Genomic DNA, 10,997 nt, shown 5'->3' on the forward strand with positions numbered 1-10,997 from the left:
GAATAAAAGAATAATCCAAGCCCCATTTGTAGCACGGTAACAGCGAGTTGCGCGAGGTCGCAAAGCTAGCGTTAATTGATTGTAATCAAGTTGTGATTCCGATAGCTTTATTTAAGTTGGTTACAAACTACCCTACGAATACGTTTATAAGAGAAATACTCTCAAGGAGAACTACATGAAAGTAGCCGTTATTGGTGCCGCTGGTGGCATCGGTCAAGCCCTGGCCCTTCTACTTAAGAACCGTCTTCCTGCTGGTTCTGATTTAGCCCTATATGATATTGCTCCAGTAACTCCTGGTGTGGCCGCTGATCTTAGCCACATCCCTACGCCAGTTTCTATCAAAGGTTACGCTGGTGAAGATCCTACTCCAGCACTAGAAGGCGCGGATGTTGTGCTAATTTCTGCTGGTGTTGCGCGTAAGCCAGGTATGGATCGTGCGGATCTATTTAATGTAAACGCTGGTATCGTTAAATCGCTAGCGGAGAAGATTGCGGTTGTTTGTCCGAAAGCTTGTGTTGGTATCATCACAAACCCTGTAAATACAACAGTGCCAATTGCTGCTGAAGTTCTTAAAAAAGCGGGTGTTTATGATAAGCGTCGTCTATTTGGTGTAACAACGTTGGATGTTATCCGTTCAGAAACGTTTGTTGCTGAGCTAAAAGACAAAGATCCAGGTGACGTTCGCGTGCCAGTAATTGGTGGTCACTCTGGCGTAACGATCTTACCTCTACTGTCTCAAGTAGAAGGTGTTGAGTTTACAGCTGAAGAAGTAGAAGCATTAACGAAACGTATTCAAAATGCAGGTACTGAAGTTGTAGAAGCGAAAGCGGGTGGTGGTAGTGCAACACTATCAATGGGCCAAGCTGCATGTCGCTTTGGTCTGTCTCTGGTTCGTGCTCTTCAAGGTGAAGAAGGCGTAGTTGAGTGCGCTTACGTTGAAGGCGACGGCGAACACGCGACTTACTTCGCGCAACCTGTAAAACTGGGTAAAGAAGGCGTTGAAGAAGTACTAAGCTACGGCAAACTCAGCGATTACGAAAAGTCTGCATTAGACGGTATGCTAGAAACACTAAATGGCGACATCAACATTGGTGTTGAATTCGCAAAGTAACCTAGAAAGCCTATATAAGAAGAAAGCCGATCATTTTGATCGGCTTTTTTGATCCTTGATTTCTCAACTTCGTAAAAATGGTCGAACAAAACCACGTAGTGAAGGAGAAGATGATGGAAGCGAGTCGAATCCGTAAAGGCATGGTTGTTGAGTGCCAACAAGGCGTCGGTACGATATTAGTGGTCGACCATGAAGCAGAGACGGTATTGTTGTCCAAACAAGGGACTGAACAGCAACTCGCCGTTAGCTTTGATGAAATAGAAGATGATCCACAACTGCATGGCGGTAGTGACAGATATTACTAGCGCCCCGGGCGTCGTCATTAGGTATCAAACGTAAAAAAGGAAGAGCGTGCTCTTCCTTTTCGCTATAAGCCTTGCGTTACGGGTAGCTATTGATTACTTCGTGCGTTGTACTGCGACATGAGCCAGAGTAACAAGCGCTTGTTTGTATTCAGACTCTGGCAACACTGATAGTTCTGCGATTGCTTTGTCTGCTTCTTCTAGAGCTTTTTGCGTTGTGTATTCCAGAGAGCCTGCTTCTTTCATGACCGCAAGAATTTCTTCTAAGCGCTCCATTCCATTCGCTTTCTCAATCGCTTCACGAATCATGATGGCGTTTTCTGGTGTGGTATTACGCATAGCATGGAGTAGAGGTAAAGTTGGCTTGCCTTCGGCCAAGTCATCACCCACATTTTTACCCATGTCTTCGCCATCAGAAGTGTAATCCATGACGTCATCAATGAGCTGAAACGCAGTGCCTAGATACTTACCGTAATTTTGCATTGCGATTTCAACATGCTCAGGAGCATCATTTAAGATTGCACCGATTTGAGTTGCGGATTCAAATAAGCGCGCAGTCTTAGAGTAGATGACTTGCATGTAGCTTTCTTCTGTCGTGTCAGGGTCGTTACAGTTCATCAACTGCTGTACTTCACCTTCGGCGATCACGTTTACGGCATTGCTCATTAGTTTAAGGATCTTCATGGATCCTAGTTCTGTCATCATCTGAAATGAGCGTGTATAGATAAAGTCCCCAACTAATACGCTAGCCGCATTGCCAAATGCTGCATTCGCAGTGGCTTTACCACGGCGCATGTCTGATTCATCTACCACGTCATCATGCAGCAAAGTCGCTGTATGGATGAACTCAATAAACGCAGCTGCCATTGTATGACCATTGCCTTGGTAACCAAGTGCGCGGGCTGACAGTATCGCTAAAAGCGGTCTTAGACGTTTGCCTCCACCACTCACGATATAAAAACCGAGCTGGTTGATTAAAGAGACATCAGAATTAAGTTGGGCTTGAATTGTTTCATTCACTTTTGCCATGTCATCGGCAGTAAGCGCTTGGATAGTTTTAAAATCCATCGTATATCCGGCTGAAGTTAGACCCTGCAAGGCTTATTCGATTTATATAATTGTCGAATAATACACTAAAAAACGTTGATTAATACATTACTAAAGGGCATGATTGCCGCACTTTTCTTTGGCGATTAGCTTTTCGCCAATTTTTTCAAAATATGGCTTGTCATAGGAGCATCTATTCTGTAGAATCTGCGCCCTATTGATGATTAGTTTAGCGCACACCCTCAAGAAAGGCTGTGCGGAAAAAGCGGAGTAAAATATGTACGCTGTTTTCCAATCTGGTGGTAAACAACACCGTGTAAGCGAAGGTCAAACTCTTCGTTTAGAGAAATTAGACGTTGAAACTGGTGCAACTGTAGAATTTGATAAAGTTCTTCTTGTTGCTAACGGCGAAGACATCAAAGTTGGTGCTCCTCTTGTAGAGGGCGGCAAAATTGTTGCTGAAGTTGTACAACACGGTCGTGGCGATAAAGTTAAAATCGTTAAGTTCCGTCGTCGTAAGCACTCTCGTAAGCAACAGGGTCACCGTCAGTGGTTCACTGAAGTGAAGATCACTGGTATCAACGCTTAATCTATTAGGAGAGTTTAACAATGGCACACAAAAAAGCTGGTGGTTCTACTCGTAACGGCCGCGATTCAGAAAGCAAACGTCTAGGTGTTAAGCGTTTCGGTGGTGAATCTGTACTTGCAGGTAACATCATCGTTCGTCAACGTGGTACTAAGTTCCACGCTGGTAACAACGTAGGTATCGGTAAAGACCACACTCTATTCGCTCTTACTGAAGGTAAAGTGAAGTTCGAAGTGAAAGGTCCTAAGAACCGTAAGTTTGTAAGCATCGAAGCTGAGTAATTAGGTTTTTAACCAAATTACTTAATAGCTTTAAGCTGAATTCAAAAGCCCTGCCGAATCGGCGGGGTTTTTTATTTGTGGCAGTCGACATATCGAAGTTTCTCGCTAAGATCCTAAGCGATTTGAATCTGGGAGCTTAGATCTGTCATCTGCTAAAATTGTCGGATGACATAGTAAGATTTAATCCACGCACGAAGTAGTCGGAGTAAAAGATGAAGTTCGTAGATGAAGCGGTAGTAAAAGTTCAGGCTGGTGATGGCGGTAGTGGCGTTGTCAGTTTCTGGCGTGAAAAATTCATCACTAAAGGTGGCCCTGATGGCGGTGATGGCGGTGACGGTGGTGATGTTTATATCCAAGCTGATGAAAACCTAAATACCCTGATTGATTACCGTTTCCAGCGCTTCTACGAAGCTGAGCGTGGTGAAAACGGTCGCGGTGGTAACTGTACAGGTAAGCGTGGTAAAGACATTGTTCTTCGTGTACCTGTGGGTACGCGCGCTGTGGATATCCACACAAATGAAATCGTGGCGGAAGTTGCTGAACACGGTAAGAAAGTGATGATCGCAAAAGGCGGTTGGCACGGTCTAGGTAACACGCGTTTCAAATCTTCAGTAAACCGCGCGCCTCGTCAGAGAACATTGGGTACAAAGGGTGAAGTACGCGAAATTCGCCTTGAGCTATTGCTTCTTGCTGATGTGGGTATGCTTGGTCTACCTAATGCTGGTAAATCAACCTTTATCCGCGCAGTATCAGCAGCAAAACCGAAAGTCGCTGATTACCCATTCACGACTTTGATCCCAAGCTTGGGTGTCGTAAGTGTCGTACCAGAGAAAAGTTTTGTTGTTGCAGACATCCCTGGTTTGATCGAGGGTGCAGCAGATGGCGCTGGCCTTGGTATTCGATTCTTGAAGCACTTAGAGCGTTGTCGAGTGTTGCTGCACATGATCGATATTATGCCAATTGATCAGTCCGATCCGGTGCAAAATGCATTGACGATCATTGATGAACTAGAACAATACAGCGAAAAACTGGCAAGTAAGCCGCGCTGGTTAGTGTTCAACAAAGTTGATCTAATGCCTGAAGAAGAAGCGAATGAGAAGATCCAAGAAATCTTAGACGCACTAGGTTGGGAAGACGAGTACTTTAAGATCTCGGCGATCAATCGTAACGGTACTAAAGAGCTTTGTTACAAACTGGCTGACTTTATGGATAACCTACCTCGCGAAGAGGAAGAAGTGGCTGAAGAAGATAAAGTTAACTTCATGTGGGATGATTACCATAAAGATGCGATGGCGGGTAAAGACGTTATCACTGAAGATGACGACGACGATTGGGATGACTGGGACGATGAAGAAGATGACGGTCACGTTGTCTACGTTCGTGACTAATCAGAACGGTCAAACAATGCCTGTTTGCCTATAATTCCTTAAGCCGCAATTATTTATTCCGGCTTTTTCTGTATCTAAATCATATTTAGGTGATGTGCTTTACGGCACAATAACTGATACGTCGTGTTTTTTTGAGGGTTAGTTTGGCCCTCGCGCGTATGAATGAGTAACACCCTAAAAGGAATTAGACTTATTTATGACTCTAGAAACCATACCGCCTAGAGAGTTGGCGGTATCTACTCAACGATCGATTTCTCGTCTTGTCGCCCAAGCCGGACAAATGCTACTTGCTCATGGTGCTGAAAGTACTCTTGTGAGCGATATTATGCGTCGTATTGGCCTAGCTTGTGGGGTGAATGAAGTTGCGGTAGCACTATCAGCTAATGCATTGGTTGTGACGACGGTAATGGATGGGCATTGCATCACCACCACCCGAAGCTGCGCTGATCGTGGCATCAATATGCGCGTTATTACGCAAATTCAACGAATCTGTATCATGATGGAGCGTGGTCTGCTCGATGCAACCATGGCGCAGAAAAAGCTGAACGCTATCAGTCCAGAGCGTTATAACCGCTGGTTGGTGGTGTTTATGATTGGCTTGTCTTGTGCGGCATTCAGTCATCTAGCTGGTGGTGATTGGGGAGTCTTCATCATGACCTTTTTAGCTTCAGCTGGTGGCATGATCGTTCGCCAAGAAATTGGTCATCGTCATTTCAACCCTCTATTGAACTTTGCTGCGACCGCTTTTGTGACTACCTTAATTTCAGCACAGGCGGAAATTTACCAAATCGGTAATCTACCTACCGTAGCAATGGCATCGTCGGTATTAATGCTTGTACCTGGTTTCCCACTCATTAACTCTGTCGCAGATATGTTGAAAGGCCACATTAATATGGGGATTGCTCGATTTGTGATGGCTAGTTTACTAACGTTGGCGACATGTTTGGGGATCGTTGCTGCGATGAGTGTAACTGGAATTTGGGGGTGGGCTATCTAATGAGTTTATTTGATTTGATGTTTGGCCTTTTGAATGACATGTTTTTTGCGGCGATTCCCGCCGTAGGATTTGCATTGGTTTTTAACGTACCACAAAGAGCTTTAGTTTATTGCGCTGTTGGTGGCGCGATTGGTCATGGTAGCCGCTACTTGATGATGCAGTTTGGCATTCCTATTGAGTGGGCAACCTTTTTTGCTGCGACGTTAGTTGGGATGATTGGTGTGTACTGGTCTCACCGTTTTCTCGCGCATCCAAAAGTGTTTACTGTGGCTGCTTTGATCCCGATGGTGCCGGGTGTGTTTGCGTACAAAGCAATGATCGCTATGGTAGAGATCAATCATGTTGGCTACTCACCCGAGCTTGTCGCAACCTGTATGGAAAACTTTCTTAAGGCCATGTTTATTATTGCAGGTTTAGCTGTTGGTCTTGCGGTTCCAGGGCTGTTATTCTATCGCCGCAGACCAATTGTATAAGGACCTAACATGATCATTAGTATGATTGCCGCGATGGCCGACAATCGCATCATTGGCAAAGACAATCAAATGCCTTGGCATCTTCCCGCCGATTTCGCTTGGTTTAAGCGTTGTACCATGGGAAAACCGGTTGTGATGGGACGCAAAACCTATGAGTCTATTGGTCGCCCTTTACCAGGTCGCTTGAATATTGTTATTAGCCGTGATGAGACACTAAAGATCGAAGGCGTCACTACCGTAACATCGATTGAGCAAGCTTTGGACGTGGCTGGTGATGTGGAAGAAGTGATGATCATTGGTGGTGGTGCGATTTACACCACTTGTCTGCCTATGGCCAATAAACTGTATGTAACACACATTGAAGCGGCCATTGATGGTGATACTCAGTTCCCAGATTGGGGAGACGAGTTTAAGGAAACTTACTCAGAAATGTATCAAGCCGATGAGAAGAACGCCTACAACATGCGTTTTACGGTGTTAGAGAAGTAATTCGAGATTAAAACGGGGTAATGCCGTTCGTATAGCAGCGAGCGGCCATCCCAACCTACCGTCATCCTGAAAAGCGACGAAAGAGCGAGATTCAGGAGCCTCTATACGAGTACTTTGTTGTCAAAGGTATTTCTATCTATTCGCAGCGCGAGGATATTAGATTCCTAGTCTCGTTAAGGCTCGTTGGAATGACCCTACAGGAGGTGTTAAGTGACAGGTATTCTTCCTACTATGGATTATCGACTGTTATTCAGTGTTTAACTTAACGCATCCTGAGTAAAAATTTTCTTATCTTCCCAACGGATCATGGTCAGGCTTCCTCCCCAAACGCAGCCAGTATCTAGCCCGATGACTTCGTTGTTCATATAGCCTTGTAGTGCAGCCCAGTGCCCAAAGAGCACCGCTTTGTTTAAGTGGATACGTTTAGGCACATCAAACCATGGAATAAGTTCGTTACCGGAAACTTGTTGCGGTGGCAATTTACAATCCATATCCAAACGACCATCAGGGAAACAAAAGCGCATCCGCGTAAAAGCATTGATAATATAACGGTATCGGTCCAAACCCTGTAGAGAGTCATCCCAGGAATCAGGTTGATTGCTGTACATGTTTTTTAATAGCCAAGGCAGCTCTTCACTTTGGATGATGCGCTCAACTTCACGGGCACACTTTCTCGCTGTTTTTAGATTCCATTGCGGTGATATGCCAGCGTGACACATCACGAACTCGTCATGCTCGGTCAATAGAGGTTGCTGAGCTAGCCATGTCAGTAGTTCCTCTTTGTCAGGGGCCGTGAAAATAGGTGCGGTTTTATCTTTGTCTTTGACCTTTTTTATCCCGTGAGCCACTGCGAGAAGGTGAAGGTCGTGATTACCAAGCACCACGATTGCGTTTGCGCCAAGTGACTTCACAAAGCGTAACGTTTCTAGTGATTTAGGCCCTCTGGCGACCAAATCACCAGCAAGCCAAAGTTGGTCTTTTTTCGCAGAGAAAGATACTTTTTCTAGTAGTCGCTGCAATTCATCAAAACAGCCTTGGATGTCACCAACAATATAGGTAGCCACTGAATCTCCAATTTACTAATTTAAAACATTTGGAACAGCCAAGCGAAATGGTTCAATTTCGGTGATGAACTCTTGCCCTTTTTCATCCAGCATTTTGTAGTGTCCTTGCATAACGCCGACAGGGGTTTCTAACGCTGTTCCGCTACTGTACGTGTATTCATCATTGCTTGGAATAAAGGGCTGCTGGCCTACCACTCCGTCACCTTCAACCGTCATTTGCTTGCCATTCGAGTCTGTGATTAGCCAGCGGCGGCTCACTAACTGTACGGTTTGTTGGCTAAGGTTTTTGATGGTGATGATATAAGCGAAAACGTAGCGTTGTAGCTCTGGGTTGGACTGTTCTTCGATGTATTTGGTGTGAACTTGAATTTTGATGCAAGGTTGAATGACGTCCATGTGCACTCCTCAGAAACGTAATATCCCAATAATAATAAGCCAAACCTACAAGGGTTTGGCTCATTGTTTGAGTTCTTAGTGCTGCGGGTTATCCGCAAGCCAGTTCGCCATTGCGACGAATTGTTCTAGCGTCAGGTTCTCTGGACGCATGCTTGGATTAACACCTAGCTCTTCTAGTACTTCTGTGCTTAACAACGATTTGTAGCAGTTACGAACTGTTTTACGACGTTGGTTAAAGCCTTCACGACAAACGCGATCGAGCAAACGCAGATCTTTCGCCGGGCATGGCAGCTCTTCGTAAGGCACTAAACGAACAACGGCAGAATCCACTTTCGGTGGTGGAACGAATGCCGTTGGCGGTACTTCCAGTACTGGTACCACTTTACAGTAGTACTGAGCCATTACCGTTAAACGGCCGTAAGCTTTGCTGCCAGGGCCGGCGGCTAAGCGGTTTACCACTTCTTTTTGCAGCATAAAGTGCATGTCTTGAATGTCTTTATGGAACTCAAAAAGGTGGAACATCAATGGTGTAGAGATGTTGTATGGCAAGTTACCAAAAATGCGCAGCTTGTTGTTTGGCTTCACTAGTTGAGTGAAGTCAAAACGCATAGCGTCACCCTCATGGATGGTCAACTTATCTGCCAGTTCAGGGTGAGTACGTAGGCGTTCCGCCAGATCGCGGTCTAATTCGATAACTGTGAACTTATCCACTTCACGACCTACTGGCTCAGTGATTGCACCAAGACCAGGACCGATTTCAACCAGGTTTTGACCTGGTTTTGGGTTAATCGCTGATACGATTCCATCAATAATGTATGGATCGTTCAGGAAGTTTTGACCAAAACGTTTACGCGCTTTGTGTCCTAAATGGACATCATTTCTCATTGTTTCTTCTCTACCAAATCTATCGCATGCGTGAGCGCTGTTCGGAAACTCCCTGTATCCGCTTGACCTGTCCCTGCCAGATCTAATGCAGTACCGTGGTCCACCGATGTTCTAATAAAAGGTAGGCCAAGAGTAATGTTTACTGAACGACCAAAGCCTTTGTATTTTAATACTGGCAACACTTGATCATGGTACATGCCTAAAACAGCATCAGCATCATTTAAATATTTTTCATTGAAAATGGTATCAGCCGGCAGAGGGCCGATCAGGTTGATACCTTTTTCTTGTCGAATTTTTTCCAGTGTCGGAGTGATGGTTTCGATCTCTTCACGACCTAAGCAGCCATCTTCGCCAGCATGAGGGTTAAGCCCACAAACGTAGATGTTTGGTTGTGCGATAGCAAACTTTTCTACAAGGTCTTTATGAAGAATATCGATGATTTTTTCTAATCGCTCTTCGGTGACAGCTTTGGACACATAAGCTAAAGGAATATGTGTTGTAACCAGCGCCACGCGTAGTCCTTCCGTTGCTAGCATCATTACGACTAGCGGCGTTTGTGACTTCTCGGCGAAAAATTCAGTATGACCACTGAATGCAACACCTGCGCGATTAATCACCCCCTTATGAACAGGGCCGGTGACAATAGCATCAAATTCATCATTCATACAGCCTAAAGCCGCTCTTTCTAGCGTTTTTAGTACATAGTGACCATTCGCTTCATTGAGCTCGCCTGCGACCGCAGGTTCCGATATTTGGATATGGTCAACGATAAGCGTGCCCGCTTTTTGTGCTTTAGGTGCTTCTTCTGGATTGTAATCAGACAGTTGGACTTCGATGCCAAGCTGCTTGGCTCGCTCCATCAGCATATTCTTATCGGCACAGACGACAATTTGGTGCGCCCAATCTTCTTTCGATAGGGCAAGCACTAAGTCTGGGCCGATACCCGCAGGTTCCCCTGCGGTTACGACAATTCTACGAATTGTATTAGTTGTCATTGTTGTTATCCACGATTTCAACAAACGCACTTGCGCGTAGCTCTTGCATCCATGCGCCCGCTTCTTCATTAAATTTACGGTTAAATAGAATACGGTAAGCTTTGTTCTTCATCGCTGAGTCAGTACGGTCAACTTGGCGACGATCCAACACTTCAACGATATGCCAGCCGTGAACGGTTTTGAACGGTTCGCTGATTGAGCCAACTGGCAGAGTTTCTACTTGGTGCTTGAATTCTGGCACGTAAAGATCTGGCGTTTGATAACCTAGTTCACCGTCTTGTGCTGCCGAGCCAGGATCTTGACTGTATTGTGTTGCCAATTGAGCGAACGTTGCTTCACCGGCTTTGATGCGGCGTACAAATTCATTCAGTTGCTTCTTCGCCCCTTCGTCGCTCAGAATCACGGTTGGTTTAATCAAAATATGACGCGCATTTACTTCCGTTACCGCAACCGTTTCTAGGCCTTTTACATCCTCTATTTTTAGGATGTGGAAACCAACGCCACTACGGAATGGACCAATAATGCTGCCTTTGTTTTGCATCTTGATCTGATCAGCAAAGATGGTTGGCATCTCTTCTTTACGCATCCAGCCCCAATCACCACCTTGTAAAGCTTTAGGACCTTTAGAGTAGGTGTAGGCCATCTCCGTAAAATCTGCACCTTCGTTTAGCTTTTTCGCGAGCGCTTTAGCTTCTGCTTCTACAGCAGATTTTTCTTTATCGTCAGAGAAGCGCAGTTGAATGTGTCCAATTTTGTATTGAACAGTCGCATTGGTTTCTTGTGATAGTTGCTCAGCAAGGCTATCTACCTCTGCTGGAAGGATATTAATACGGCGACGAACCAGTGCATTGCGGGCTTCTGATGCGGCGATTTCCTTACGAATTTGTTCGCGGAATTCTGGGTAACTTAAACCTTCACTTTCTACAGAAGCGGCGAGTTGTTCTACTGTTTGCTCATTATTACGTGCGATCTCTGCAATCGCT

14 protein-coding genes are annotated in these 10,997 nt (G+C 45.2%); 8 read left to right on the plus strand and 6 right to left on the minus strand.

The genetic code is table 11. The features are described 5' to 3' along the window. Positions 1-175 precede the first annotated feature (175 nt). Together mdh and CAG68_RS11095 are read left to right on the plus strand one after the other, a co-directional pair. A complete protein-coding gene (gene mdh / locus CAG68_RS11090; RefSeq protein WP_005379660.1) occupies positions 176-1,111 on the plus strand; it encodes a malate dehydrogenase in 936 nt (311 codons plus the stop codon). 113 nt (positions 1,112-1,224) lie between these two features. After that, on the plus strand, positions 1,225-1,416 hold the full coding sequence (locus tag CAG68_RS11095; protein WP_005379661.1) for a hypothetical protein: 192 nt from the start codon (positions 1,225-1,227) through the stop codon (positions 1,414-1,416). A gap of 93 nt (positions 1,417-1,509) precedes the next feature. Here CAG68_RS11095 and ispB read toward each other — a convergent pair whose 3' ends face one another. After that, the gene (ispB, locus tag CAG68_RS11100) at positions 1,510-2,481 is read right to left on the minus strand and encodes an octaprenyl diphosphate synthase (RefSeq protein ID WP_064353590.1); all 972 of its coding nucleotides are present in this window, start codon (positions 2,479-2,481) and stop codon (positions 1,510-1,512) included. 256 nt (positions 2,482-2,737) lie between these two features. Between ispB and rplU the strand changes: the two genes are divergently transcribed. From rplU to folA, 6 genes are all read left to right on the plus strand, one after another. Next, positions 2,738-3,049, plus strand: coding sequence for a 50S ribosomal protein L21 (gene rplU, locus CAG68_RS11105; RefSeq protein ID WP_005383096.1), 312 nt, complete (start codon positions 2,738-2,740; stop codon positions 3,047-3,049). Positions 3,050-3,069: 20 nt separating this feature from the next. After that, a complete protein-coding gene (rpmA, locus tag CAG68_RS11110) occupies positions 3,070-3,327 on the plus strand; it encodes a 50S ribosomal protein L27 (protein ID WP_005383095.1) in 258 nt (85 codons plus the stop codon). Between the two features lie 212 nt (positions 3,328-3,539). Next, positions 3,540-4,715 (plus strand): Obg family GTPase CgtA, encoded by a 1,176-nt coding sequence (gene cgtA / locus CAG68_RS11115; RefSeq protein ID WP_005383091.1) that lies wholly within the window; start codon positions 3,540-3,542, stop codon positions 4,713-4,715. 196 nt (positions 4,716-4,911) lie between these two features. Further along, positions 4,912-5,712 (plus strand): threonine/serine exporter family protein, encoded by an 801-nt coding sequence (locus tag CAG68_RS11120; RefSeq protein ID WP_005383089.1) that lies wholly within the window; start codon positions 4,912-4,914, stop codon positions 5,710-5,712. Further along, complete coding sequence (locus CAG68_RS11125) at positions 5,712-6,185, plus strand: threonine/serine exporter family protein (protein WP_005379665.1); 474 nt, start codon at positions 5,712-5,714, stop codon at positions 6,183-6,185. The genes CAG68_RS11120 and CAG68_RS11125 overlap by 1 nt, the downstream gene beginning before the upstream one ends. A gap of 9 nt (positions 6,186-6,194) precedes the next feature. After that, complete coding sequence (gene folA / locus CAG68_RS11130; RefSeq protein WP_086046508.1) at positions 6,195-6,674, plus strand: type 3 dihydrofolate reductase; 480 nt, start codon at positions 6,195-6,197, stop codon at positions 6,672-6,674. A 257-nt stretch (positions 6,675-6,931) separates the two neighbouring features. Here folA and apaH read toward each other — a convergent pair whose 3' ends face one another. From apaH to surA, 5 genes are all read right to left on the minus strand, one after another. Further along, complete coding sequence (gene apaH / locus CAG68_RS11135; protein WP_054728446.1) at positions 6,932-7,738, minus strand: bis(5'-nucleosyl)-tetraphosphatase (symmetrical) ApaH; 807 nt, start codon at positions 7,736-7,738, stop codon at positions 6,932-6,934. 15 nt (positions 7,739-7,753) lie between these two features. Next, positions 7,754-8,134 carry a Co2+/Mg2+ efflux protein ApaG gene (gene apaG / locus CAG68_RS11140; RefSeq protein WP_005379668.1) on the minus strand — a complete coding sequence of 127 codons (381 nt, stop codon included), beginning with the start codon at positions 8,132-8,134 and terminating at the stop codon, positions 7,754-7,756. A 75-nt stretch (positions 8,135-8,209) separates the two neighbouring features. Next, the gene (gene rsmA / locus CAG68_RS11145) at positions 8,210-9,019 is read right to left on the minus strand and encodes a 16S rRNA (adenine(1518)-N(6)/adenine(1519)-N(6))-dimethyltransferase RsmA (RefSeq protein WP_005379669.1); all 810 of its coding nucleotides are present in this window, start codon (positions 9,017-9,019) and stop codon (positions 8,210-8,212) included. Beyond that, positions 9,016-10,014 carry a 4-hydroxythreonine-4-phosphate dehydrogenase PdxA gene (pdxA, locus tag CAG68_RS11150; RefSeq protein WP_005379670.1) on the minus strand — a complete coding sequence of 333 codons (999 nt, stop codon included), beginning with the start codon at positions 10,012-10,014 and terminating at the stop codon, positions 9,016-9,018. Before pdxA ends, rsmA begins: the two co-directional genes overlap by 4 nt. Continuing rightward, positions 10,004-10,997, minus strand: a 994-nt coding sequence (gene surA / locus CAG68_RS11155) for a peptidylprolyl isomerase SurA (protein WP_161441148.1), incomplete at its 5' end; no start/stop codon positions are given. The genes pdxA and surA, both read right to left, overlap by 11 nt.

The sequence above is a fragment of the Vibrio sp. V42_P2S4T144 genome (genome assembly GCF_009904715.1).
Classification (GTDB): domain Bacteria; phylum Pseudomonadota; class Gammaproteobacteria; order Enterobacterales; family Vibrionaceae; genus Vibrio; species Vibrio alginolyticus.

Excerpts from the sequence above, each read along its gene's own strand:
- mdh (WP_005379660.1), top strand. The coding sequence starts at position 176 with ATGAAAGTAGCCGTTATTGGTGCCGCTGGTGGCATCGGTCAAGCCCTG.
- CAG68_RS11095 (WP_005379661.1), top strand. The coding sequence starts at position 1,225 with ATGGAAGCGAGTCGAATCCGTAAAGGCATGGTTGTTGAGTGCCAACAA.
- ispB (WP_064353590.1), bottom strand. The coding sequence starts at position 2,481 with ATGGATTTTAAAACTATCCAAGCGCTTACTGCCGATGACATGGCAAAA.
- rplU (WP_005383096.1), top strand. The coding sequence starts at position 2,738 with ATGTACGCTGTTTTCCAATCTGGTGGTAAACAACACCGTGTAAGCGAA.
- rpmA (WP_005383095.1), top strand. The coding sequence starts at position 3,070 with ATGGCACACAAAAAAGCTGGTGGTTCTACTCGTAACGGCCGCGATTCA.
- cgtA (WP_005383091.1), top strand. The coding sequence starts at position 3,540 with ATGAAGTTCGTAGATGAAGCGGTAGTAAAAGTTCAGGCTGGTGATGGC.
- CAG68_RS11120 (WP_005383089.1), top strand. The coding sequence starts at position 4,912 with ATGACTCTAGAAACCATACCGCCTAGAGAGTTGGCGGTATCTACTCAA.
- CAG68_RS11125 (WP_005379665.1), top strand. The coding sequence starts at position 5,712 with ATGAGTTTATTTGATTTGATGTTTGGCCTTTTGAATGACATGTTTTTT.
- folA (WP_086046508.1), top strand. The coding sequence starts at position 6,195 with ATGATCATTAGTATGATTGCCGCGATGGCCGACAATCGCATCATTGGC.
- apaG (WP_005379668.1), bottom strand. The coding sequence starts at position 8,134 with ATGGACGTCATTCAACCTTGCATCAAAATTCAAGTTCACACCAAATAC.
- rsmA (WP_005379669.1), bottom strand. The coding sequence starts at position 9,019 with ATGAGAAATGATGTCCATTTAGGACACAAAGCGCGTAAACGTTTTGGT.
- pdxA (WP_005379670.1), bottom strand. The coding sequence starts at position 10,014 with ATGACAACTAATACAATTCGTAGAATTGTCGTAACCGCAGGGGAACCT.